Genomic DNA, 24,635 nt, shown 5'->3' on the forward strand with positions numbered 1-24,635 from the left:
GGTAAGCATGTCACGCATAAGTTAGTTTTTGGTGTCTTACAGTATATTATACAATGGTAAATTAAACCTCTCTTCCCATCTTCAGCCGTGGTGTTGTTGGTAAACACCAATCGTGTTGATGCTGAACACCAATGGTGTTGAGCACTAAACATGTTGCAATGTGTTGCCGATTTGGGGACAATTTGTAGTCAGGAAGAGCTGTTACTACCCAAGGTGAATAAAACTTCTTTGATTAAAAGAGGATTGCTCTACCAACGTCAATATGATATCATCAATTTAAAAGAGGTTCTGTATAGGCGAGTATGCTATTATAGTTTTATCGGACAACAAAGATAATGTTTATATCATTTACTCTTGTATATATTTGGAAAATAGCAGTTAAGATGGATAAAGCAAAGATGATTTGTGTAGCCTTATGTGCGATGCCACTTCCTGTTGCAGCACAGACAGATTCAGTCTCAAAGGGTGTTCATCTGCAGGAGGTGGTTGTTGCAGGTGATATGGTGAAGCGGGAGGTGGACTATATCAACTGTATTCCTACTCCGAAACAACGAAAGCATGCCCATTCTGGATTCGAGCTTGTAAGGAATATGATGCTGGCAGGTGTGAGTGTGGATGCTGGGAATGGTGTCATTACGACGCCAGCTGGCATTGCGACGCTGTACATCAACGGCAGTAAGGCTTCTGTGAGAGAGATAACTACGTTACGTCCAAAGGATATCCTTCGTGTTGAATACTATGATATGCCTACGGGAAAGTATGCCAATGACAAGGCAGTGATGAACTATATTGTCAGGAATTACACTTCGGGTGGTTACACACAGGTGGATGCTATGCAGGGAGTGGGCTATCTGAAGGGCGACTATAACCTTATATCGAAGTACAGTCTTGGGCATTATAATGTGAATCTCTGGGCAGGTTCCAGTGTACAGAACCCTAAGGTTTACAGTGAGAGTACGACGGATTATCTGCTGGATAACCCTATCCGAAAGCAGGAGTCATCGTATGATACAGACTTAAAGGCTGTTGGACGTTATGTTGATGCCAGTATTAGTCGGAGGACGGAGCGTACAACGTGGATGCTTAGAGGCGGTATTGAGGTCAGCACAAGCCGTGATGATGTTCTGAAAGGAAGTTTGGTATATACTGGTTATACTGCTCCGTTGGTGTTTGCCAATAATGTCCTTGAGCGTGACAAGACGGTAAAGCCTTCTTTGTTTCTTTATTATAACCGGAATTTCAAGGGCGGAAAGAGCTTTGAATGTTCGTTGAATGGTTATTATGCACGCAATACTTATAAGCGTAATACTCTCGAAGACAGAGCGTTCGTGAGTGATGTGAATGAGGATTATACATATCTAAACTTCCATACAAGCTACATGCTTCCTCTTCCTAAGGAAAATAATCTGACGTTTAGCCTGATTGAATTTCTGAAGATAAGCCAAGATGAGTATAGAGGTAGCTCTCCGAGCCTGCAGCATCTGCGTACTTCTGAATCCTTGTTCTTTGTTGATTACACGAAGCGGTGGGGTAGGAAGCTGATGTTAGTAGTGCGTCCTGGTGTGTCTTTCCTTGCTTACAAGCTGCGTGGAGAACAACAGGTGACGCATTTTGCTCCACGTTTTCATACAATGTTCTCGTGGAGTCCAGCTAAGCAGCAGGCTTTACAGCTGTTCTTTGCATTAGGAAATACGTTCCCGACATTAAACACCGTTAACGCAGCAGAGCAGCAGATAGATCGTGTCTTGGTGCGTCGTGGCAATCCGACGATGGACAATTCCACGCTGCTTGGTCCTGCTTTGACCTACACGCTCAACTTCAAGAAATGGTCAGCACTGCTGTCTGCCAATTATGAATATATGAGTAATGCCATAGCCAATGTATATCTAAGGGACAATGATAGGCTGATTAATACCTATTCGAGTGATACACGTTATCATCAGTGCCAGCTGTTGCTGTCTGCAACATGGAAACCAGTGAGTGATTTCAATGTGAAATGGGATGGTGGCTATGAGTATTACTGTGTGACGGGAGCAGCTGACGAACGCTTAGGATGCTGTTATGCACGTCTGGGAGCGAATTACTTCCTGGGCGACTTTTCGCTGTCAGCCTCTGCACGGACAGCCCGCAAGGATTTAGTAGGGTGTCAGGAGCAGATACACCTTCCGTTCTGTTATGATTTATCAGGAGAGTGGAGTCACGGAAATCTGTCGGTAGTTGTTACTACAAGAAATCCCTTTATGCAGGGAAATGAGCGTAGGCGGAGTTTTATTGCACCTAACTACCAGTTCTTCGGGCGTAAGGTCAGTGAGCTGGATAATTCCTTTGCTTCTGTAAAAGTTGCCTATTCGCTTGACTATGGCAAAAAGGTCAACCGTTCTCCTAAATACGAATCGAAGGCTGCAGAGAGTTCTATCCTGAAGTGAATAATAAGTATTGGGTAAGGCTGCTTGCTGTCTTCTTCTTATTAGGAGTTAGCATATAAATCAATTGTGGAGTTCCTCTGAATCAATTATTAGCAAAGGATGGTTTTTGTAATATTCGTGTCCGATAAACCTTTTCCCATATAGCTTAGTTATCAGTGTCTTACTGTATAAAAGTATAATGATAATAATAACCCTTTATTTCCATCTTCAGTCGTGGTGTTGTTGGTTAACACCAATCGTGCTGAGGCTTAACACCAATGGTGCTGAGTACTAAACACGTTGCAATATGTTCCCAATTTGGGTTTAAGTTTTATCAGATTGTGTAATTTTTTGTGATAAAGAAAACTGCCTGCGGAAAGCCTCCTTAGTGACGCTTTACCGTAGGCAGAATTATACAGAATATGCTTTGACGTTATTTGCGTTTAATCCATTTCAGGATAGTTGGGTCTTTCAACTTTTTGTCTTCCGCAAGAAGTACCATCTTGGAAACAATCTCCACGGTCTTCGGATCTTCATCCATAAAGGGGAGATAGAGTTTGCCACGATGCTGACTGTGTACAGGGATGATAGGAATCTCTACGCCACCAACCTGCCGGACATTGCCCGAACCGAGATGGATGGTGTAGTCGGCAAGCGAGCCTTTGACGTGGATGAAATTGTCTGAAACCGTCACATTGCTGAATTTCATCAGTTCGGCAGTGCATTCAATAATGGCTGCACGGAGTTCCTTTGTTGAGCTTCCTGTCTCCGGGTCTACACCACCAACGAAGGCGATGCTGACCGTCATATCTACATCACGCATCACTTCACTGTAGAGAATCGGGTCAATATCGGCTATCTTCAGTCGCTTGTAAGTGCGTGTAGACGAGAAGCATACATATTCAATGGCAGGTGCTTCCACATCAGCTGGTGTGAACCAGTCAGCCTGTGCATAAAGTTCAACGGAGATTCCTTGGCGATAGAACACCTTGCGTAGTCCTCCTTCGTAGTCAGCACTCCATCCACGGCTGCGCAATGCAGCGGCAGCTTGTTTCACCTGAATCTGATACCCGCTGTAACGACGTGACTCGTCCTGTTCTGCTTCGTCAGGTGTCGGGATGTAAATCTCACGGAATATCTGTTTGAAGGATTGTACAATCTTCTTGCTGAAGACGAAGCGTTGCCACGCTGCCCACGTGCTGTCAGCATAGAGTTGCTGGGCGTGGATAATGGTAATGGGTTCGTCGGCTTTCATCTTCTGGATACCATTGAGGGTCTCCAAACCATCATCGGTATAGAAGCCTGTGGTTGTACCTTGTCGGAGTAGTAGCAAACGGAACATCGGACTGACGATAGGATTCTGTGCAATCATTTTCACATCCTGTGGCTGCAATGGCGTCTGCTGTATCATCATATCCTCCAGCATCGCCCGTGCACGCTTCCTCTGCTTCGTCCATTCCCTGCTCATTGCAGCAATACTGAGGTAGTCAGGATGCTTCTTGATTTTTGCCGGTACGCTCTTCAGCACCTTCTCACCCTGCTGGATGATGAGCTTATTGGTACCATCCTCTGCCAACTGCAGTTTCAGCATATATCCCTCCACAGCAATTCCCTGTAAGTAGGCTGCGTTGTCAGTCACCTGTTGACCTTCCATGCGCCACGCCAGCTGCATCGGGTCAGCATATCCTGCGCCACGGGCAAGGTTCAACAGGGCAATCTTACACACTCGCTTTTCAGAAGCCTGGCGCTGTGAGCCGTATTGCTTGGATTCCTTCAAGAAGGCTTGTATAAGTTGATAACGGTTCTGCAATGCCTTGTCGCTCTTATCCGGGAGTAGTCCCAGTGAGCAGATGGCATCCTTATTGCGCTTAGTGTGAATCTGTTCCGTAATCGTAGCTTCGTCTATCTTGCCCAAAGCCGTGTCTGCAAAGCGGCGTGCCCGACTGTGGTAATTGCTGTTTCCGATGTATCGTGCAGCCTTGTAGAAAAGCTCGAAATGCTTTTCTCCAACCACTGTATAAGCCTCGTGGAAGAGATTTTCGTCAAAGGCTCCATCGGCAAGATCGTCCGGGTCGAGGTCAGTATAGAGTGCTATTGTTGCTCTCTTCTCGTCTGCTTCCATCTCCTTGGTATGTGCAATGAAGTAGTAATAGGCAAGGTCGAAGCCCTCCCAGTTGAGGTACGCTTTGATAAACGGAACCCATTGCGGTGCAAAGTAGGCCAGCTCTAACAGTCTGTCGTCTTTGATAGCCTTGAGTATCTCAGGCTTGTCAGTGTCCAGTGGGAATGTATGTTCAATGATGGTTGTCAGTATAGCCCGCTTTTCAGTGCCGTAGCTGTTTGCTATCAGATGGTCTTTGCCCAGTGCCTTCATAGCCGTAACCATATATTCAGCACCTTGTAAGGTCATTGCATGATTACAGCGTGAGATGATTTTGGAGACTGGTGTCGGTGCGTTGAGGCGCGTCATTTCAACCTTGAAGAGGTGTTGGGCAATCTTACCAATTACTCTTCGCAGGTTCTCGTAGGTTTCTTTGCCGTAACGTGCGTCAAACACTTCTTTATCTTCATATCTAAGTATTAGTCGATAACCTTTCTTGTCATAAATGACATCTGCTTTATAGCATAGTGTTTTTCCTGCGTCTGTCAATAGCATTTCCATGAAGGCATCATCGGACAGTCCTCCTTGGAGGTTGAGACGGGAAAGAATCAGTGGATCAACAGTGTAGTATGAATAATAACTCTGGGTCTTGAGGCGAGCCAAGGGAGTATATTTGTTATACATAGCTACTGTTATGTCAGCCAAGAGTTTAAACTCCTCCTCGGTTCTCCAATACTTTTGTACATATTCGTTTACGGTACAATAGAGGTCGCTTTGGAATACATACTCTGTCTCAATTGTTTTATAATCTTCGTATCTCTTGTATTCATTGTTTGGACAATGGAAGTATATCAGTGTGAGAAGTGTGTATGCCTGACGGAAGAGCAAGGAAGGATTGCGTGTTTCTAAATCTTTGAGCAGAACCTTTATGATAGTTTGGAAGTTCCATCCATACTTCCACTCTTCAATACTTTCCTTACCTTTAAAGGGGTAGTTTTCTGCATCAAGTACAACCATGTGTGTCGTATATGTATCTTTGAGTATGTCAAGCATCAGATAGATACCTAACAGATCCTCGTCCTTGAGCGGATGTTCTGCAAGAAAACCTTTCCAGAGTTCGGGATAAGGAAGGGTGTCAAGTGTTTCCTCGTCAGATGTAAAGTAAAGATGACCGTCACCAATTGTTTCCATGCTTCCCCAACAGCTCTTGTACTCCTTGTCAGCATTAGCTTCGATAATCTTTTCCAGGTCAGTGTATAGCTTGCGCAGTTCGTCAATGGTGTAGGTAAAGACAGAGCCTGCATCTGCACGGTTCTTGCCGGTAACCTTATTGAGCACCTTGCCTAAGAAAGATTGCGTTTTGCCCTCAGTCAGGAAGGGATCGGTAAGTGTTGTTGCCGGTATTTCGCCAATCTTGTACAGCCCGTAACCACCTTCTGCGCCGGGGTAGGTCATCGGTACGGCAATGGTTTCGTCTTTGCTTGTAGGAGCAAAGTCCTTTTCAAGCTGTTTGTTGCCCTCTTTTAGTTCAGTCAAGGCAGCAGAAATGTAGTCTCCCTTAGTAGTCTGCAGGCGTTCGTATGATGCTTTCAGCTGTTCGTAAGGTAACTTAAGGAGTACACGCACAGCCTTGCTGCGTGTATCAGAGACCTTGGAATTCAGTTTCTTCTCAATCTCCTTGATGTCGGTTGTGGTGAAGTCTTCCTTGGAGAAGAAACGCAAGAGGAATTCAAAGCCCTCTTTCTCGTAGCCAAAGATATTCTTGATAAGGAACTGACGACGTGCTTCAGGGCTGCCTAATGGGTAATATTCCTTCATAAATGTGTATAAAGGCATCTTGTTTTCCTCCTCATCGCAATAGGAATAATAATTTATAAAGTGCACTCCCCAGTTAGGTATCTTCTCAAGAAGGATGTGGTCAATGCTTTCTTGTGTCTTCAGTTGGCAGGCAAGAATCCAAAGGGTATTGATGAAGTGCTCACGCTTAAGACGGACTTTGAACCATTCAAAGCCTTTGAAGGTGAAGTCAGTTTTGTTTTTAACCTCCTTCTCCCATTTTGCAATCTCCTCAAATATCTTTTGGAAAAGCTCACGTTTTTTACCCGAAACAGAGTCAACCTTTCCATATTCATACTTGTCCTCTCTGGCTACCTTACTTAAATGCTCAATGAAGAAAGCCTTTGTGAAAGGTTCATCCAGATGATTTGCAAAGAATTCAAAGTGCTCGGTAACCTTGAAATGTCTGGAACGTTCAAGATAATAGATGGCTGCAATACGATTCTGAAGTGGGGCGTCGCCATCAATTAATTGTAAGGCATCACGCTGTGCCACCTTGAAGTCCTCAGCACCAGCAGTATATAAAGCTATATATACGAGGAGTGCATTCGGTCCTGCGTAGGCTTTTGCTCGCTCTTCTGGATGGGAAAGGAAAAGACGGATACCCTCGAAGATGGTCTTGATATCTTTGTCAGAAACAGAATCGTAGCCGATTCCTACCCACGTCTGTACAGACCGTCTGACAGAGCTGTAACGCATAAGACCTTCTTCGGCAATGACCTCAACCATCCGTTTATAGAATGTCAGACTGTATTCGTTACCGCATTCTACGATGCTCTGGCGCAGTCCTTCCTGCAGTTTTGCAGCCTTCAACACGTTCAGAAGGAGCGTGTGCAGCTCTTCGTTATTGTTGGATTCTATGGCTGTGATAAGGTTGTCTGTGAGGATACCGACGTTATTTTCGCTGGTCAACACCTCTTTTACGGCTTCTATAGTCTCCGGTTTCCCCTGCTGGATGGCAGCGGTAAGTATAGGAGAATATGAAAAGTAGAAATCTGTAACGTCAGGATATTGCCCACGGATGAGCTCATCAAGCGTGATCCCGAAGGCAGCTGCAGCAAAGAAGGAGCGCATTATATCAGATATATCACTTGCCCACTCCTGCAAATCAATGTCATCTCTCACGTCTATACGATAGATTCCTTTCGTGTGGGAAAGGTCTTTGAGCTGGTTCAGATGCAGTTCTAAAAGCTCAGAAAAGTTTTCGGGAAGGATGTGGGGAAGGTTTGCACCTGCGGAAAGAAGTTCCTCTATCGTACGGAAGGGGAATTCTTCATTGTCGTCACCATTATAAAAAAGATTCAGGATATAACAGAACTGATAGTTTTTCTCCTTGCATCGTTCTACAAGTCTCTTCTCCCATATATTGCATTTGGAGATATTGATGCGCTCTATATATTGCCGACAGTGTTCCTGTAGTTCTTCCTTTGTTTTCATATTCTATTTTTCAGTAGTTTGTAAGACTGTAAGTGCTTCGGCCTTCAAGGTGTGGAAGGTCTGGCTGGTCTTATTGGTTGATAATTTATTGTTAAGTTTTTATGTGCTGATTCTATGTATTATACATCCCAGCGTAACATTTAGAAATAAAGTCCTGTGAGCATTGTGAGTCGGAGAAAGACGATTTCTGTTCCTTGACAGAGCTTGATGGGAGCATCCCATAGAGTTACTTCTTCACCATTGATGAATACTCTGAAGAGCCCGTCATCGTATGCCTGCTTTGTTCGCTGCATCGCTTTCTCCAGTGTGTCGTGGTTTTCACCATAGTTCTCAGCAAAGCGGATGCGCCCTTCTTCAGCCTGTGCTGCTATCTCGCTGATGGACAATGCCCGGTTTTCTTTTGATGTCTGTGCTTCTGTTAAGCCTTGTTGGGTTAATGTGTAGAGTAGGGCGGCAAGTGTATTGACGGTTTTGGCAATCTCTACAGGTCGCCTGCCCAGTTCCTTTCTGCTGCCCAGCTTCTTTTGTATAATGTATATTTCCATTTTGTTTAGGTATTCCATTCTCTTTGCAAATATAGGGAATAATCAGCAAACAAATGAATCTTATCTGCAAAATACTATTATAATTTTCCTATGAGACGACGTTTCGTAGCACTTTACTTCAGTAGGGAAAAGATGTATCGGACACCAGTGTTTCTTTATCTTTTTGCAACAAATCGATAGAAGTTTCCTTGGATGCCATTGTTTGAAGTTTATTTACATGATTCATTGCCAATCTCGTTTGAATAACTGCTAAAATAAGGTTTAGTTCTTACGTGTGTAAATGGCATTCAGGCAGGTTGTTATGACTTCGTGAAGCTGATGGGTGCTTAATAGGGTCTCAATTAAGGCTTAGTTGGACTTCAATTAAGCCTCTTTTGGACTTCAATTAAGCCTCAATTAGAAGGCCTTTTAGCATCTATGAATTTCTGGGAGAGGAAAATCATGACAAAAGCTGGCCGAATTCAGCTATATGCTCATAATTTTCTGTTGAGTGATTTGATACTATTAGTATTGCAGTAATCTTATTCTGTTATGCAACAGTATGTACTGTCTTGCCAGATTACATTTTTCGGCTTGTTCTGCTGAAGTATGTATAAAAAGAAAAAGCGGAAACCTTTTTAAAAGGATTTCCGCTTAGTTTTTGAAGGGTGGAGGGTGGGACTCGAACCCACGACATTCAGAACCACAATCTGACGCTCTAACCAACTGAACTACATCCACCGTGTTGGCTATTTCTTTTTAGCGAGTGCAAAGGTACGGGTTTTATTTGGAACGACCAAATGTTTCCCGTACTTTTTTATTGTTTTTCCTTATTTTGCGGGAGCTGCAGGTGCTTTCGGAGCCTGTGTGTTACCACCCTGTGCTGCAGGAGCAGCCTGTTTCTGCTGGCTTGCGCCGAAGTTAGGCAGGTTGTTAGGGTTGGTAGTGTTGCTCTCGGTTGCAGCTTTTTCAATAACACTTTCATCGGTACTTGCTGATGGCGCAACGATAGTACTTGCAACGCTGATGACAACCATGGCGATAGCCAGACCCCATGTTGTCTTCTCGATGAAGTCAGTTGTCTTGCGAACTCCCATGATAGCATTAGATGATGAGAAGTTTGATGAAAGACCGCCGCCCTTTGATTCCTGGATCAATACAACACCGATCATCAAGAGTGCTGCAATCACGATAAGGATTACGAATAACGTGTACATTTTCTTGTCTTATTTTTTATTGTTATTTATTATCAATTTCTCCAAAAAACGTATTTGGTCTGCAAAGTAACGATTTTTTTTCGGATATACCAAATTTAATCGCCTAATTATTTCCAATGCCTTTGAATATCGACCTTGTTTGATATAAATCCTTGCCAATGTCTCTGTGAAATAGCCAGTATCCTCATTCTCAGCTTCTTCATTGTCGTCAGTCTCTTCAGGTTCGTATTCTGTTTCCTCTTGTAAAGTGATTTTACCTCCTTCGTTGAAGATGAAGTCATCAATGAGCTCCTGACCTTTCAGCTGTGGTGTAACCTCCTGCTGTTGTTTACTTTCGCTTTCCAGTAGATATGCAACATAGTCCACTGTGGCATCAGCAGGTGTTGGCTTTCGTCTTCCCTCTGTTTCCTGCGCTGTTTCTTCACCTTCGGGGATCTGCTCCAGGAAGTTGTCGATAAGTGAACTGGTGCGGTCTTCTTTTTTTTCTGCAGCTTCCTCGATGTTGGTAGGAGCTGTTTGTCTTCCAGTCTGTTTGTACTCTGATACCAGTTGATAATGCGCTTCTTCAACGAGTTTGAAGAGGATGCTGCGGTCAGATATGTAGACAGCAGCACGGCGCAATTCGTCATCGAAGGTGGAATCGTGAAGCAGGAAGAGGTTCTGCAACAACAGGATACGTGCAGGCTGATAGTAGGGATAGAGCGCAAGCATACCCCGGAGGTCGTATAAGGTCTCCTTGTTCAGATTCTCTGGATGCTTGATGAGATAGGCTATATCCATAGGGCAATAGGCGTTTATAGGCGTTGAAAAGAGGTTGTGAGTGTTGAAAAGGGTTTGTAAGCGAGGATAAGGATGCTAAGTGAGGGTCAGCGATGGTATGCCAAGGTGATACTGATGGCAGATTACCAGTTGGCAACAGTCGCATTGAATATCTGGTCCGTAAGGTCTTTTACCATCTGTGTAACGAGTTCCTCCTGTACCGAATTCAAGCTCCGGCTTGTTTCATAGCTTGAGGTGGCAGTGAACTGTCTCTCGAAATCTTCACGGTGATTCGTGTTGTTTGTAAAGCGTACGTTGACAGTAATGGAAAGTTCTGTCTGTGCAGAGTATCCTTCGCTTGATACGCTCTTGTTGCGTTGCTGGTACTGGGTAATCTCACCTTCAATCTTCATGTCGCCGTTGCGTTTTACCTGTTGCAGGCGGGTGTGATTGGCAAATACATCCTTTAACTGGTTGTTGAACATTGGACCCATTGGTCCCCATACGTAAGTGGAACGGATGGGGAATTCAGCTATTTGTATGGTGTGTACCTTATTATAATCAATACTTGCACCATTAAATTTATAGGACACGCTGCAAGCTGCCAGTAAAAACAGGCAGGTGGCTGTCACACCCCATGTCAGCGGGCGGATTGATGTGAGTTTCTTTCCTATCTTCATCGTATAATAAGAGAAATAGCGTTCCCTTTCGTAGCTTTTGTTTTAATCTTTGTCTAAACCGTATTGTCTGATACGGCGATAGAGTGTGCGGTCACTGATACCTAACTCCAGTGCTGCCTTCTTCCTGTTGCCGTTGTTGCGTTCCAATGCTTTTTCGACCAGCTGCTTGCCGATGTCATTCAGGTTGAGTGTTTCCGGTTCTGAAATCTCTTCTGCTTCGGCCTCTTCAACCTGTTCGATAGTTCCTGATGGATTGATAGCTTGCTTGTTCGAGGTGGCGGGAAGGTTGGAGACAGCTGGTGGGGCAGGCTGGAAGCCACTTGCACCGTTAAGTTGTCTGCTTTCTTCCAACTGCTTGCGGACATTGTTGAGATCACGACGTAAGTCGCTTACATTGCCTCTCAATTCATAGAGAATCTTGTAGAGAAGTTCACGTTCGCTCTCATAACTGTGTGAGCCGCTGCCTTGTATGGTAGCGAGCTGTGTGCTGTCTTGGTCACGTGGAATGAAGTGTAACAGTGTTTCTGCATCAATCTCACGTTTCTCACTGAGAACAGACATCTGCTCGGTGATGTTCTTCAGCTGGCGGACGTTACCCGGCCATTTGTATTGTAACAGAATCTGGCGTGCTTCATCCGTGAGTGTAATCTTTGGCAAGCGGTACTTCTCAGCCATCTGCATGGCAAAGAGGCGGAAGAGAAGTACGATGTCCTCGCCACGGTCACGAAGTGGCGGCATCTGGATAGGTATCGTGTTAAGGCGGTAGAACAGGTCCTCACGGAACTTGCCTTCGCTGATTGCCTTACGCATATTTACATTGGTTGCTGCCACGATACGCACATCGGTCTTGCGGATTTCCTGTCCTCCCACACGGATATATTCACCTGTTTCGAGCACACGAAGCAGGCGGGCCTGTGTAGCCATAGGCAGTTCGCCAACCTCATCAAGGAATATTGTGCCCTTGTTTGCTATACCAAAATAGCCTTCACTCTCACCGATAGCACCAGTAAAAGAACCCTTCTCGTGTCCGAAAAGCTCGCTGTCAATGGTTCCTTCGGGTATGGAACCGCAGTTGATGGCAAAGTATTTCTCACGACGGCGAGGAGAGTTGTCGTGGATGACACGAGGGATGATCTCCTTGCCGACACCGCTTTCACCAATAATCAGCACGGACAAATCAGTGGGTGCCACCTGCAAGGCGACATCCAGAGCACGATTCAGCGCATCGTTGTTACCGACGATGTTATATCGTTGTTTGGTTCTCTGTAATTCGGTTGTATTCATTTAACTGACAAAATTACCTATTTTATTTGAAAAAGCTGCAACTTTGGCAGACTTTAACAACTTTCTCAAGTAGCAAAGGGTTGTGAATTCTGAACCTTTTTATTACCTTTGCGTTCACTTAGCAATTACTTTCTAATATGAAAAGAACATTTTTTCTATCTCTTTTAGCTGTCTTCTCAATGTTTGTTTATGCACAGACAGCATTGGAAGATGTGCCCGTTGAGTGTATTAAACCTAACTTCCGTGCAGGGCAGACAATAGCTTTTAACTACTCATCCGAGAACTCAATTCGCAGTACCAATGGTAAGGAAATAAACTATGATGTCTATGGTGTTCTTGGTTCAGTTACTAACAGAATGAGCTTACAGGATGTCAGGAAGTTTTTTGGTTCCGTTGTCGCTGATGGAAACTTCACGCTGGAGGTAAAAGAGGCTACACCTTATTCTTATGTGATGGACTTGAAGATTGGAGAAATTCATGGGTATAAAACGGAAAGAGAAAGCGAAATGAATGAAGTGTTAGATGATATGGCTGAATTCTTCCGCTCTTCTCATATTACACTTACTTTTACTACGGATATGAGTTCTTGGATCTTTACGGACTCTGACGAACTCCCTTCTCTATTTTATGATTTCAATAAGCAGATAGGAACGACTCTTCTGGGGACTGAAAGTGAGTTCGGGGACAAGGAGACCTTTATGAAAAAGGCTCGAGAAGATAATAATGGAAATAATATGTTACGGGGTTTCTTTGCTGTTTTCTGTCCAGGAATATTCCGTCTTCCTGCGTTTTATAATAATGGCTTCCAGCGAGGTCATATAGAGGTTGGTGCACCATTGTCAGGGAAGAGTAAGAAAGAACAGTATGTAGTGCAGGATACAAGCGTGGATAGCTTGGGCAGCATTGTACAGAAAATAAAATTCTGTTATTATCTTGACCAGTTTGATGAGTGGGGTAAGATTTCTGATAGGCTTGAAAAAGATCCTAACTTTGATGTGGATAAGTATATGCAGAAGCAGGAAGCTGTCACCAAGGTTTCAAAAGATGTCTATCCTGTGTGTGTTGATATAAGCAGAAATGTGGATGCTGATGGTTGGATAAACAGTTATGATTGTACGATCACTGTCAGTAAAAATAATACTGTTGCAACATTCACGGAACGGTTGCGTCGTAAGTAACTTTCTCTGAATATTATGGTTTTATGTTTAAACAGTTTTTCCAAATGAAATATATCCATTTACCACTTCGTCTTGTCTTTTTTGCATTAATGCTTTGCAACACCAGTCTGGTATCGAATGCACAAAGTAAGTTCCGTCCGCAGTTGGTGGTCGGTCAGGAGATTATCTATGATTTTACCAATATGTGGAGTTGTACATCTACGGCTGACGGTCAGAAGATTACAAACCGTTTTGCTAAATGTAGTCCGAGCTTTGAGGAAGGACTTGATATTGAAAAGTATTATGATACGAAGAAAGACAGCGTGCATACAAGTTTTGCCGTTAAAGTCGTACATGTATCACCTTATGGTGTCACATTAAGTTTACGTTTACTGGAACCTTATAACGACAAGAATTCTGAAGAAATGAGTGAGGAGGATGGGGAAAGAGAGAAGCAGGAAAAGATGTTTGAAGATTCTATTTCGAGCCTTTTGGGTTCTCATCCTGTTCTTGTAACCTATACTTCGGCAATGGATAGTTATATTGTTAGTAATAACTTGGAGTTGGCATCACATCTATATCAACTTGAACAAAGATTTTATAAGAAAATAGTAAAGCCTTTTCAGTATGCTTTGATATATGCCCATCCTGATGGTGTTTATCTTCTCAACACAGGTGTTGTCGAAAAAGGTTCTGTATTCTTAGAGATGTTCCAGACATTCTGTCCTGCTATTGAGCTTGTAGTAGATGCTATGCGTAAATCCTATACTATAGGAACGACGGTGAAAGGAAAACCGCTGGATGGCAGCAATCGGAAGGCTGAGTATCAAAAGGTAGTGGCTTCTTTGACCAAGGATGGCTTTTCACAAAGGATAGAGGGCAAACGATATGTAAGAGAGGAGGCTTTTGATGACTCCGACCAGTACAGTGAATGCTTCCTGTATGATGCTGACAGCTTTGTAGAGGAGGAAGACTCTGCTGTGGTTACGGATGGTAACTATGACTTTGAAACGGATACTGCAGGTTCTGTCTCGGTTGATGATTATGTAGATGCAGATTCTATATATAATAATGAGGATGCTCCAAAGAAACCTAAGATTATTTCTGTCAAGGAGAATGACAGACCTTGGTGTACTGTTTCCCAGCTACGTATGAGCCTTACAGGAATCATTAAAGAATATACAGTCAATACTACAGTCAGCCTCCGTGATGCGGTCTGGGTTCGCCGTCTGCGCCTTGTAGGGCGGACGAAGTAAGAATGCTTATTTGTTACGCTTCTCCAGCTTGATAAGCAGTAAGCCGATAGCTGTCCAGATGAGTTCGCGGATGCGGACAAGCAGAGCAACAAAGACACCTGCGCTGGCGGTAAGTCCCAAACCGGTAATAGACATGAGGAAGCCTCCTTCACGGCCACCTAACTGCAGGGGGATGAAGAAAAGCATATTGGCAAACAGAGAGGTGAAGGCAAGAATGAGAATACAGTCAAAGTAATTGACCGATGGGAGAAGGACCAGCAGGATGAAGAAAATCTCCAATGCACTGCAGAGTCGGCAGGATAATTCGAGCAGAACAACCGTAAGGAACGTGCGAGGGTTCTGATTGTGGAGCGAAGCTATCTGTGTGTCAATCCTGTCGAGTTCTTCTTTGTGATTCGCCACAAACGGCTCTGCCCACTTCTTTATGAAAGGAATATGGCGTACAAGGTTCATCACACGGATTGCCAGCCCTTTCTTATAGCCTGTGAGAAAGAACCAGATGGCAGATACACAGAACGCAAAGGTCAGTGTCAGCATCATTCCCATAAAGAGATTGACAGGCTGTGTGAGGATATAAAGGAAGATGGAAATGAGCCAGAACCAGAAATGGCTGAAGATGTGGGTCATGGCATACAGCACGACAGATGAAGTAGCACGTTCAGTCCCGATCTTTGGTGTCAGTTCCATGATGCGGTAAGGTTCGCCACCCATCAGTCCACCAGGAGTTGCATAGTTAAGTGCAAATCCCGACACGGTAACCTTATAGAGCCAGTGGAATGAAATGCTTTTCCGTTCTTCCTGATTCTTGGTCTGACTGCGTATAATGGTGAACCATGCTGCTGTGTTGAAGATATAAAGGAATGCCCACAGCACCACTACTGCAAAAAACCAGTAGCCGGCATGCTGGATCTTCTGCCATGCGTCAGCGAAGTCGAGTTGTGTCACCATGATGATGAGTACAACCAAGCCGAAGATGAAAAAGATGTTTTGATATTTCTTGTTCATGAACTTCCTTAATCAATATTAGTACTGTCTGGTAAACATTTCACGCATAAGTCGGTCTTTAGCATCTTATAACACTATAATAATGAATCCATCTTCCGTTTTCAACCGATGTGTTGTTGCTCTGCACATGTGTTGTTGGTGGTAAACACCAATAGTGTCGGCTGTTGAATACCTTGCAATATATTGCCGGGGAAGAAGCAGCTTGTTGTCAGGACGGAGTTGTATTACCAAAAGCAAACAAACCTTATTTGGTTAGGTGGCTTACTTTTCCAAAGACAATACGATATTATCTATTGAGCATACTCTGTTCAAGTTTTATCAGACGGCAATAAATCAATGTCTGTCAATAAGCAAGGGAGACACGCTTAATGTGTCTCCTTTGTGTTATGATGTTCACCATGTGGCGTGCGGTCATCGCGTTTGCGTGGTATGGCAAAACGTACCTTGTCGCTCTCGTCCCTCTTTTCCTTGTAAAGTTTTGGAAGCGGATTGCCCATTGGCTCTTCATATTCTGCACGGTTGCGGAAGATGTCAATGGCAAGGTAGATTGCATGACGGAACGGAAGTTCGTCAGCAATGCCTTTTCCTGCCAGTGACAGACTGTCAGGAATCTCTGCAGAAGTACGGACAAGAGGCAGTCCTGCTGTATAACTGATGCCATTGCATGCTGTGAGTGTGCGGAATGGTGCCAGTCCCTGCTCGTAATACATTGCCAGTATGCCGTCAAACTGTTCTGCATTGTTGCAGCCAAAGAATGTGTCGGCAGGGTAGGGACCGAAAGCCTGTATGCCATTGTCAACAAGCTCTTCGATAGCCGGAGAGATAATTTCCTGTTCTTCAGAACCTAACAGACCGTTGTCACCAGCCTTCGGGTTCAAGCCGAGTACGGCAATGCGTGGACATGACAGGCGGAAGTCACGACGCAGGCTCTGGAAGAGAGCGTTTGCATTATTGACAATGCTTGGCTTTGAGATTGACTCTGCCACTTGGCGCAGTGGGAGGTTACGGGTAGCGAGGGCAACGCGCAGTCCTTCATTGATGAGGATAGACAGCCCTGTTCCTTCCGATTCAAGATGATCCTCGATGTATCGGCTCTGACCGCTGAAGTGGAATTGTTCGTTATTATCAATAGGAGCAGTCACCAGAACATCAAACAGCCCTTGTTGATAATCCTCCAAAGCGCAGTCAACAGCTCTCAGACCAGCGGTACCTGACTCCTCAGAAGCTACACCCAGTTCCACCTTGATTTCATCATCGAATACCGGCAACAGGTTGAGTCGTCCCTGCTGTGCTTCCCTTGCATCCTTGATGATGGTGAAGTTTGCTTCAATATCCAGTGCGTTACGATGATACGTGGCTACTTTCGGTGAACCATAGACGATGGGAGTACAAATCTCCAGCATCTCTGGCTCGGCAAAGGTCTTGAAGATAAGTTCATATCCAATGCCATTAGTGTCTCCGTGTGTGATAGCTACACGGACTTTTCTATTCTCGTTCATATATTTATATCTTGTATTATTATACTATGTTCGGTTTCCTTTTTAAACTTTCTCATCCTTTCATCTTTCTTACCCTTTTACCTTTTTACCTTTTCTTCCTCTTTCCTCCTCAATCTTCTTTGCTGTAGAGAGCAAACCGCAGGCTGCAAAAATGTCCTGTCCGCGGCTGGCACGGATAGTTGTGAAGACCCCGTGTTGTGTCAGATAGTTTCTGAATTTCTCCATCTTGTGGTCGTCAACACCCTGCAGCGGGATGTCAGGGATAGGATGGAAGCGGATAAGATTGATGCGGCAGTCCAGTCCTTTAAGCAGTTGCACGATGGCTTTCGCATGCTCCTCGCTGTCATTAAAGTCCTTGAAGACAATGTATTCAAACGATAGACGGCGTTGATGGGAGAAATCGTAATTGCGGAGTAACTCAACAATGCTCTCGATAGACATGCCCTTTTCTGCCGGCATCAGCTCTGTGCGTTGGTCGTGCAGGGGGGTGTGCATACTGATTGCAACGTGACAGTCGCTCTCTTCGAGGAATCGTTTCAGTTTCCCTTTGACGCCGACACTGCTTACCGTGATGCGCTTTGGCGACCAGCCGTAGCCGAAGTCAGCTGTCATAACTTCTGTGGTACGCAATACATTGTCAAGATTATCCATCGGTTCACCCTGTCCCATGAAGACAATATTCGTCAGTTTGTCACGTTCAGGGAGTGAATAAATCTGATTGAGAATGTCAGTAGCTGACAGGCTGCCTTCAAAACCCTGCTTTCCTGTCTGGCAGAAAAGGCAGTTCATCTTGCATCCCACCTGTGAAGAAACACAGAGTGTGGCACGGTCTTCGTCTGGTATATACACCGTTTCGACAAACTTACCGCTATCAGTAGGGAAGAGGTATTTGATGGTTCCATCCTTAGAGTGCTGTGCGTCGATAGGCTCTTTGCAGCCAATAGCATATTCAGCAGCGAGTTTCTCTCTGTTCGCTTTCGAGATGTTTGTCATCTCATCAATGCTTTTCACATGCTGTGTATAGAGCCATTTGGCTATCTGTCCGCCTGTAAAGGCTGGCATTCCGAGCGACTTGGCAACCTCTTTCAGCTCGCCAAGTGTCATCCCCAACAAATACTTCTTTGCTGTTTCCATTCTCGTTCTCAATGTTTTGTTGCTGCAAAGATAACGAAAAAATAGCTAATATTCGTGTTTTCCTTTCTTTTTTGAGTGTCGGGGTCATTAAAGGAAAAAGAGGGTGTGTCAAAACTTTAATGAACATGCTTTCTTTCAAATCTGAGTTTTGACGTACCCTCTTTCCTGTTGTGCTGCATTATGGTTTGTCAAAACGAGACTTCATGGCAGCGAAACGTTCGTGAACATCGAAATCGAAATAATCAAAATTGGAACTAGGGATGTTTTGGGAGATTTCTTTCTCAACAGTATCAATGCTACCACAGTATGTTTGGTCTATACACCCTGTATCATACATAGCTTTTATTTTCGGTAGAAGTTCTGAAGCACGTAAGTCAATTAAGTTAGAGGTTAAATGTGCAGCGAGCACACCATCAATATATTGTACTTCTGGCAGTTTCTCTATAGCAAAGGAGATGAGGTCGTCGAACCATTCTATACATGCCGGCTTCAGTTCTGGTTGTCTGAATGCTATTAGTGACATAGTTTCAGGCACATGAGCTTTACCGAACGAATACAGTCCAGGCTCTTTCATGAAATTGAGTAACTTGTTAAAACGGTCAGCTGTTGTTAATTTATATAAAGTTGGAACAAAAACTGCATCAGCACTGTCGCTAAAATGATAATCAAGGAAGTCTTGGGATTGTCTGAGACATTCTAATACCAAGTCAAGACTGCTTTCGTTGTTCCCGACTTCTCCTAACAGCATGATGGAAGAAGCAAGTATTCCGTTATAGTTTCCATCATCAAAACCGGCAGGAATGTTACCATTACTTGTTATTGTCATGACATAGCGGATGATTTCTTCTAAGTCCGAACGTAGTTCTTCCTTTGGCAGGGCAAGGATTCGGTTGATTAATGAATCTTCTAACCATAAGGAATTTTCCGGCTTGTTCAGTTCCTCTACAAGCCATTCGTTATGTACGTTCAAGGTTTCGGAATACCGTTGGGGCTTGTAGGTGTACTTTGTATTCATGCCGTAGGTAGGATGTTTCATGTATTTACTATCATCGTCTATCCAACTACTTTCAGGAACAATGTATTTGAAGTCATTACCATAAGCCTGTTTCAGTTTGGGAAGATACTTACTGGCATTGTACTGGTCGGTAGCCACAAGAAAGTGCTTGCCATCTTTACCAAATTCGTACTCAATGAGTGGTACGTCTTCAGTGTCTTCTTCCAGCATATACTTTGTGAGTTTGAAACTATCGTCTGGGGCTATGTCAATCTCTTCTGCAAAGTCTACGGCACCATAAACAATGTTATGTGCTTCCTCGTAACTGCATTCTTCTAATTCATTGGTCTTGCTGAGACATTCCAGCATATAGTCGAACTCTTCTTTTTCCGTTCTCAGCTTATATATAGAGTTTTTCACCCCTATGCAATAGGTGTCTACGAGATAGCATGCAAAGCTGATTTTACCGCCAGTATGCAATCTGGAAACTACGACATAACCTTCTCCGATGTCAAATAAATGAGAATCTCGATAGCATTTCCCAATTTGCAAAGTCCTGGCTCTTGTCTGCATGAACTTCTCTGGTGAAAGAAACTGTTGTCCACCTTTGTTTGTTTTCTTCTTCTTAGGCATATACTTTTCTTTTTATTTGTAGTTCATTTATAATACTTTAAGCTGTTTCCATGCCATTCCCCCCGTTGTTTCCTAAATGTTTTCAGCCATAAATGACTGCTGGTTCGGGGGTAGGATGTTCATACTCATGAATCAAAAATAAGAAAAAAGATATAATTCCAAGGCTAACAGCTAAAAAAATATCCGATGCCAATGTATTTTTATGTATCTTTCTTCAGTTATATAGCACAACCGTTTGGCTTGAGAAGGGTGTCTACAGAATATTACAAAGGCTTTGTAATCTCTCTACAAGCCGCTTGTAATCTTTCTACAAAGCCTTTGTAATGTTCTGTAATGCCACCTTTACCATTCCCGTTCGTCCTTGTAATTATCGAAACTGGCTCCTTCTGCGTATCCGTAAGCTATGAAGATGCTGTTAATATATTCCTGTTCAGCTGGTGTTATGCCTTTTTTGCCATTGCGGCGAACATAGTAAGAGCCGTTCCCGAAGTGCCTGACGAGCGCACCTCGAATCCTTGCAATATCGGCTGCCAGTACTTTGTCGAACGTATGTTCCATGCCGTAAGCTATGCGTACAATACGGTCTGCCTTGTAGTAGTCACAGTTTTCTCCACTGCTAACAGATGGATTTACGCATTGTACGATTTTCTCTTTATTGATGTTTTCACATGCAACTATCTGGTGCAGGCACGTCTTTGCCTTCTTGCATGTTGTGTTATAGCATAGAAGGTAGTGTTTCGGTGCATCTTGATATATGTTCTTGCTTTCCATTTCGTTTGTAGTTTTGTGAAATCTTATATTATTCTCGGTTTTATCTTTTCATGTATGGGAGTTCCAGAGTACAAAAGTAATAAATTCATCTTGTATTCGGACGGATATATAGCAATAATCTTTCAGAATGTCGGAGTATTTGTTAAGGTGGCTTAATAGTAGCAGGCAGGCATACTGAAGCTGTAAAATGATGTTAAAAACAATCCCTAATCGTTTGCGATATGACTACTTTGTCCTATCTTTGTAACACCTGAGAAAAATTGAAAAGATTTCTATAAAAGAAAGAATTGTAAAGGTGACTAATTAGTAGATAGTAGATTGGGGGCGTAACACGGACGTCGGTTAATACTGGAAAGTGATATGCCCCCATTACAAAAGACGCAGGATGAACAAAGTAAAGACGATTTTCCGCCTCCTTTTAGGGGCATTTATGACCTATGCCGGTGTGTCACATCTGACGTTCAACCGCTTGGAGTTTGTGGCGCAGGTGCCCATGTGGCTTCGTTTCTCAGACAGATTTACCGACTTTGTGGTTCTCTCTTCCGGCGTGGTGGAGATTGCATTGGGGCTGAGTATGCTCTTCTTATACAAGCATAAGGCGGTTGTGGGAGCGTTGCTCGCTCTTTTCTTCGTGCTTATCTTCCCTGGAAACCTCAATCAGTATTTCTATCATATTGATTCTTTCGGACTGAATACTGACAGTGCACGCCTTATCCGACTCTTCTTCCAGCCTGTACTGATTGCGTGGGCATTGTGGTCTACAGGTGGATGGCAGGTTTGCAAGGAATGGATTTCAAAGTTAAGAAGTAAGTCATAGGGATTAGGAATAGACTTTGGAGGGGTTGAAACGTTTTCAGTTGATACTTTTCAAGTCTATGGCAGATGATGTTTCAAAATTTGATATATAGCTTTTACGGCATATAAAAAATATAGTATTGTAGAATTTAAATAGTAAAGAATTATGGCAACAGTTTATGATTTTAATCTGAAAGACAAGAAAGGTAATGAGGTAAGCCTCGAGACATACAAGGGTAAGGTGCTCCTTATCGTCAATACAGCAACAGGTTGTGGCTTCACTCCACAGTATGAGGAGTTGGAGGAAATGTACCGCAGTCTGAAGGAGAAGGGTCTTGAGATTCTTGATGTTCCATGTGACCAGTTCGGTCATCAGGCACCAGGTACAGACGAGGAGATTCATGAGTTCTGTACAGCAAAGTTCGGTACTGACTTCCCACAGTTCAAGAAGAGCGAGGTAAACGGTGCTAACGAGCTTCCTCTCTACACATGGTTGAAGAGCGAGAAGGGCTATGCTGGCGGTGCTTATGAGGAGAAGTTGGCTGCTATCATGGAGGACCTTTACAACAAGGCAAACACAGAGCCACGCAAGCAGAACGACATCCAGTGGAACTTCACTAAGTTCCTCGTTAACCGCAATGGTGAGGTTGTTGCACGCTTCGAGCCAACAGTTGACCTCAAGGAGGTTCAGAAGGCTGTTGAGGCTGCGCTCTAATAAGTACTGACATACCTCTCCTGTTGGGGAAAACCGCATAGTTTGCTGATTGGCAGAAGGCATGGTATTCCGTCTGAAAGGCTGTGTGGATATGGGAAAATGGCAATGGAAACTTGATGAATAAGTTTCTGTTGCCTTTTTTCTATTCTCACCTGAGTGTACGGAACACCTCGGTATAGCTGTAGTCTGCTAATGAGCCACGCTGTCCGAATGATTGGTTGATAATAGGACATACGACCAACATGTGCCTTTCCAATTTAGGAAATATTCCTTCAATAATGGTGAATTTATCGGATATTATTTGTACATTTGCCATTGTCCGTTGTTTATATTAATATCTAAGTTAAAGGTCTATATGACAAAAGAAGACTTATTACTATGGGGAGAAAAGACGGTTCAGCTATATAATAAGATAGCAGACGACCGTGGTAGGGAAAATACTCCTGCATTCTATACTCAATCTGATTTAAACAAAATGATAGGAGTAGATTCTGTTGATATTTTAATAGCGGGTATTAACCCAGGGTCTGGTGGTACTTACCAGCAAATGATTGAGAATCCAAATTGGGGAATAAGCTCAGCTACGGGGATGACAGCAGAACAACTAATATCAGGGAACTTCGGTAGAGACCCTCTGCATGAGAACTGTACAAGCTGGAGTCGTCATCGCACTTGGCCTTATTTTATGAGATTAAAGAGCTACTTTAAGGATATAGAGGGACCTAATATTCTTGATGATGAAAGTAGATTTGTCTTGACAAATGCTACTTTCTTCAACACTGTTAAAGAGAAAGAATTGGACCAATCACTGTTAAAGGCAACGTTCCCACAGACAATAGATTTAGTCAGAAGAGTTAAGCCCAAGATGATAGTCTGGTTAAGTGGAAGAAAGGTATTTAACAGATTGGTCTCTATCTCAATAGATGGCTTTTCTTTTGTGTGCGTTAAAAAACATAACCCGATAATGGCGCATATATATATGGGCACATTTAATGGAATACCATGCTTTGGTGTTCCCCATCCTTCTGCACCCCTAACAACAGAAGAAAGAACTCTAATCGCTAAATTCTTTTCTTATGTTTATAATTATAAAAGTATTGAAGAGATTGATCTTAATGGTTTGGAGTCTTTCTGTATAAATGAAATCCAAGCATATCATAAACGTTTAAATGGGAAGAAAGCTGTTTCTGTAAAAAGCAATATTCATATAAAAAATATAGAACAATCTATCCTCGAAAAGAAAAAAAGCTATATTTACAATAATGGAAATAGGATACGCAAAGATGAAAATGCCCAATATGGAATTACAATCGCTAATGGTTGTATTTTTGTTCGTCAAGCTTATGAAGATAAGCATAAGGAACCTCAAATAAATCCTAATGATGGCGTTGTCATAGAGAAACTAAAAGGAAAAGGGTATAAAAGCAGGGATAAATGGCTTGGTTTTCGGAAACTTACGGACTTTGGTAGCACTGAGGAGGAAATAGAACAGAATGTTATAAAAGAGATTGATGACCTATTTGAGCTATTGGATGTTTAATTTATACTATTGTTATGGAAGAAGTTTTCTTGTTGTCTGTAAGACTAATATCTACCGATAAGGAAAGTGAACAAATTGTAGAGAGACTTAAACTTGATGGAATATCTTGTTCGGAGGATGCCGACACTGTTCTTTTGAGTATAGTCTTAGTGTCTTCAGAGGATAGCTTGAAGTATCTTGATGTGTCTTCATTGGTTCAAGATCATAGACAGAAATTGGTTCTTCTCCAGACTTCTGGAGTGTTCGATGTTGGTGAACAGCATTTTTTCAATGCAATACTCTCGTTTCATCAGAATGATGATGCTTACAGTCAAATAAAGTCTTTCTTATATTGTTCTTATAATTTTATTGAGTTTCATTCGTTAATATCTGTTGATTTCTGTGATTTTTATTCCATTATAAATGGACGAAATATAATCTCTATGCAGCGATATGTTTATGCAACAGACGTAGAAGAGGCTTTGTCTCAATTGAAGTACGATAGTACCAACAAGCAGGATAAGTATATTTATGCTATCAGGGGAGCACAAAGTATAGAAGAGGAAGGAAGACTGTTGAAAGCATTTGCCAAGCATATATCAGCAAAACTATGTAGTGATGATTTCAGATTTAACATTGTATCTGGAGGAACAAGACAAGTCGTGTTACTGACAGCAACTCCTTATTGATTAATAATAAATGGTGTCCAGTAAAACAAATGGAAAGTTTTACATGTCCTTGTTTGTTGATAATACAGGCACATTTAGCCAGTGAGGGTTTACTTTTTGTTTTAAACAGTAATCGTTACTGAAAATCATTATTAGAGTGACTTTTAGCTGATAGTTCAGAGAGTAATACTACAGCTGATACCTTTATAGGTCTTCTTTGTTGTAACAAATTGGAGCAGAAAAGTT

The 24,635-nt window shown here is 43.0% G+C and carries 18 protein-coding genes and 1 tRNA gene; 7 read left to right on the forward strand and 12 right to left on the reverse strand.

The genetic code is table 11. The features are described 5' to 3' along the window. Window positions 1–383 precede the first annotated feature (383 nt). Window positions 384–2,426, forward strand: a complete 2,043-nt coding sequence (locus ADJ77_RS02015) for a TonB-dependent receptor (protein ID WP_050695975.1) — start codon at window positions 384–386, stop codon at window positions 2,424–2,426. Window positions 2,427–2,838: 412 nt separating this feature from the next. Here ADJ77_RS02015 and ADJ77_RS02020 read toward each other — a convergent pair whose 3' ends face one another. From ADJ77_RS02020 to ADJ77_RS02050, 7 genes are all read right to left on the reverse strand, one after another. Then, the gene (locus ADJ77_RS02020; protein WP_050695976.1) at window positions 2,839–7,779 is read right to left on the reverse strand and encodes a DUF4132 domain-containing protein; all 4,941 of its coding nucleotides are present in this window, start codon (window positions 7,777–7,779) and stop codon (window positions 2,839–2,841) included. A gap of 140 nt (window positions 7,780–7,919) precedes the next feature. Further along, the gene (locus tag ADJ77_RS02025) at window positions 7,920–8,324 is read right to left on the reverse strand and encodes a hypothetical protein (RefSeq protein ID WP_025078440.1); all 405 of its coding nucleotides are present in this window, start codon (window positions 8,322–8,324) and stop codon (window positions 7,920–7,922) included. Between the two features lie 645 nt (window positions 8,325–8,969). After that, window positions 8,970–9,045 (reverse strand) — tRNA-His (locus tag ADJ77_RS02030). Between the two features lie 88 nt (window positions 9,046–9,133). Beyond that, window positions 9,134–9,520, reverse strand: a complete 387-nt coding sequence (secG, locus tag ADJ77_RS02035; protein ID WP_025078441.1) for a preprotein translocase subunit SecG — start codon at window positions 9,518–9,520, stop codon at window positions 9,134–9,136. A 9-nt stretch (window positions 9,521–9,529) separates the two neighbouring features. Next, a complete protein-coding gene (locus ADJ77_RS02040; protein ID WP_025078442.1) occupies window positions 9,530–10,300 on the reverse strand; it encodes a hypothetical protein in 771 nt (256 codons plus the stop codon). Between the two features lie 122 nt (window positions 10,301–10,422). Further along, the gene (locus ADJ77_RS02045) at window positions 10,423–10,959 is read right to left on the reverse strand and encodes an LptE family protein (RefSeq protein WP_025078443.1); all 537 of its coding nucleotides are present in this window, start codon (window positions 10,957–10,959) and stop codon (window positions 10,423–10,425) included. 42 nt (window positions 10,960–11,001) lie between these two features. Beyond that, window positions 11,002–12,243: a sigma-54 interaction domain-containing protein gene (locus tag ADJ77_RS02050; protein ID WP_025078444.1), complete on the reverse strand. Its 1,242-nt coding sequence runs from the start codon at window positions 12,241–12,243 to the stop codon at window positions 11,002–11,004. Window positions 12,244–12,380: 137 nt separating this feature from the next. Between ADJ77_RS02050 and ADJ77_RS02055 the strand changes: the two genes are divergently transcribed. After that, complete coding sequence (locus ADJ77_RS02055) at window positions 12,381–13,421, forward strand: hypothetical protein (RefSeq protein ID WP_148301599.1); 1,041 nt, start codon at window positions 12,381–12,383, stop codon at window positions 13,419–13,421. A gap of 44 nt (window positions 13,422–13,465) precedes the next feature. Continuing rightward, entirely contained in the window at window positions 13,466–14,656 is a 1,191-nt protein-coding gene (locus ADJ77_RS02060) for a hypothetical protein (RefSeq protein ID WP_042740963.1), read from the forward strand. A 6-nt stretch (window positions 14,657–14,662) separates the two neighbouring features. Here the strand turns inward: ADJ77_RS02060 and ADJ77_RS02065 are convergent, their stop codons facing one another. The 5 genes from ADJ77_RS02065 to ADJ77_RS02085 all read right to left on the reverse strand — a co-directional run bounded on the left by ADJ77_RS02065 (window position 14,663) and on the right by ADJ77_RS02085 (window position 20,692). Beyond that, a complete protein-coding gene (locus tag ADJ77_RS02065; RefSeq protein ID WP_025078447.1) occupies window positions 14,663–15,661 on the reverse strand; it encodes a lysylphosphatidylglycerol synthase transmembrane domain-containing protein in 999 nt (332 codons plus the stop codon). A 365-nt stretch (window positions 15,662–16,026) separates the two neighbouring features. Then, window positions 16,027–17,160, reverse strand: a complete 1,134-nt coding sequence (locus ADJ77_RS02070; protein ID WP_025078448.1) for a PdxA family dehydrogenase — start codon at window positions 17,158–17,160, stop codon at window positions 16,027–16,029. A gap of 69 nt (window positions 17,161–17,229) precedes the next feature. Beyond that, entirely contained in the window at window positions 17,230–18,294 is a 1,065-nt protein-coding gene (gene rlmN, locus ADJ77_RS02075) for a 23S rRNA (adenine(2503)-C(2))-methyltransferase RlmN (RefSeq protein ID WP_025078449.1), read from the reverse strand. Window positions 18,295–18,472: 178 nt separating this feature from the next. After that, entirely contained in the window at window positions 18,473–19,921 is a 1,449-nt protein-coding gene (locus ADJ77_RS02080; RefSeq protein ID WP_025078450.1) for a hypothetical protein, read from the reverse strand. Between the two features lie 342 nt (window positions 19,922–20,263). After that, complete coding sequence (locus ADJ77_RS02085; RefSeq protein WP_025078451.1) at window positions 20,264–20,692, reverse strand: DUF6078 family protein; 429 nt, start codon at window positions 20,690–20,692, stop codon at window positions 20,264–20,266. A gap of 385 nt (window positions 20,693–21,077) precedes the next feature. Between ADJ77_RS02085 and ADJ77_RS02090 the strand changes: the two genes are divergently transcribed. The 4 genes from ADJ77_RS02090 to ADJ77_RS02105 all read left to right on the forward strand — a co-directional run bounded on the left by ADJ77_RS02090 (window position 21,078) and on the right by ADJ77_RS02105 (window position 24,410). Further along, window positions 21,078–21,509 (forward strand): DoxX family protein, encoded by a 432-nt coding sequence (locus ADJ77_RS02090; RefSeq protein WP_025078452.1) that lies wholly within the window; start codon window positions 21,078–21,080, stop codon window positions 21,507–21,509. A gap of 144 nt (window positions 21,510–21,653) precedes the next feature. After that, window positions 21,654–22,202: a glutathione peroxidase gene (locus ADJ77_RS02095; RefSeq protein ID WP_025078453.1), complete on the forward strand. Its 549-nt coding sequence runs from the start codon at window positions 21,654–21,656 to the stop codon at window positions 22,200–22,202. Between the two features lie 355 nt (window positions 22,203–22,557). Next, window positions 22,558–23,742, forward strand: a complete 1,185-nt coding sequence (locus ADJ77_RS02100; protein ID WP_025078454.1) for a hypothetical protein — start codon at window positions 22,558–22,560, stop codon at window positions 23,740–23,742. 14 nt (window positions 23,743–23,756) lie between these two features. Beyond that, on the forward strand, window positions 23,757–24,410 hold the full coding sequence (locus tag ADJ77_RS02105; RefSeq protein WP_025078455.1) for a hypothetical protein: 654 nt from the start codon (window positions 23,757–23,759) through the stop codon (window positions 24,408–24,410). The last annotated feature ends 225 nt before the right edge of the window (window positions 24,411–24,635 follow it).

The organism is Prevotella fusca JCM 17724 (assembly GCF_001262015.1).
GTDB classification, from domain to species: Bacteria; Bacteroidota; Bacteroidia; order Bacteroidales; family Bacteroidaceae; genus Prevotella; species Prevotella fusca.

What these genes read in the sequence shown, in the direction of transcription:
- ADJ77_RS02025 (WP_025078440.1), bottom strand. Translation starts at nt 8,324, where the DNA reads ATGGAAATATACATTATACAAAAGAAGCTGGGCAGCAGAAAGGAACTG.
- ADJ77_RS02095 (WP_025078453.1), top strand. Translation starts at nt 21,654, where the DNA reads ATGGCAACAGTTTATGATTTTAATCTGAAAGACAAGAAAGGTAATGAG.
- secG (WP_025078441.1), bottom strand. Translation starts at nt 9,520, where the DNA reads ATGTACACGTTATTCGTAATCCTTATCGTGATTGCAGCACTCTTGATG.
- ADJ77_RS02100 (WP_025078454.1), top strand. Translation starts at nt 22,558, where the DNA reads ATGACAAAAGAAGACTTATTACTATGGGGAGAAAAGACGGTTCAGCTA.
- ADJ77_RS02020 (WP_050695976.1), bottom strand. Translation starts at nt 7,779, where the DNA reads ATGAAAACAAAGGAAGAACTACAGGAACACTGTCGGCAATATATAGAG.
- ADJ77_RS02080 (WP_025078450.1), bottom strand. Translation starts at nt 19,921, where the DNA reads ATGCCTAAGAAGAAGAAAACAAACAAAGGTGGACAACAGTTTCTTTCA.
- ADJ77_RS02050 (WP_025078444.1), bottom strand. Translation starts at nt 12,243, where the DNA reads ATGAATACAACCGAATTACAGAGAACCAAACAACGATATAACATCGTC.
- ADJ77_RS02045 (WP_025078443.1), bottom strand. Translation starts at nt 10,959, where the DNA reads ATGAAGATAGGAAAGAAACTCACATCAATCCGCCCGCTGACATGGGGT.
- ADJ77_RS02070 (WP_025078448.1), bottom strand. Translation starts at nt 17,160, where the DNA reads ATGAACGAGAATAGAAAAGTCCGTGTAGCTATCACACACGGAGACACT.
- ADJ77_RS02090 (WP_025078452.1), top strand. Translation starts at nt 21,078, where the DNA reads ATGAACAAAGTAAAGACGATTTTCCGCCTCCTTTTAGGGGCATTTATG.
- ADJ77_RS02105 (WP_025078455.1), top strand. Translation starts at nt 23,757, where the DNA reads ATGGAAGAAGTTTTCTTGTTGTCTGTAAGACTAATATCTACCGATAAG.
- ADJ77_RS02040 (WP_025078442.1), bottom strand. Translation starts at nt 10,300, where the DNA reads ATGGATATAGCCTATCTCATCAAGCATCCAGAGAATCTGAACAAGGAG.
- ADJ77_RS02060 (WP_042740963.1), top strand. Translation starts at nt 13,466, where the DNA reads ATGAAATATATCCATTTACCACTTCGTCTTGTCTTTTTTGCATTAATG.
- ADJ77_RS02055 (WP_148301599.1), top strand. Translation starts at nt 12,381, where the DNA reads ATGAAAAGAACATTTTTTCTATCTCTTTTAGCTGTCTTCTCAATGTTT.
- ADJ77_RS02065 (WP_025078447.1), bottom strand. Translation starts at nt 15,661, where the DNA reads ATGAACAAGAAATATCAAAACATCTTTTTCATCTTCGGCTTGGTTGTA.
- ADJ77_RS02085 (WP_025078451.1), bottom strand. Translation starts at nt 20,692, where the DNA reads ATGGAAAGCAAGAACATATATCAAGATGCACCGAAACACTACCTTCTA.
- rlmN (WP_025078449.1), bottom strand. Translation starts at nt 18,294, where the DNA reads ATGGAAACAGCAAAGAAGTATTTGTTGGGGATGACACTTGGCGAGCTG.
- ADJ77_RS02015 (WP_050695975.1), top strand. Translation starts at nt 384, where the DNA reads ATGGATAAAGCAAAGATGATTTGTGTAGCCTTATGTGCGATGCCACTT.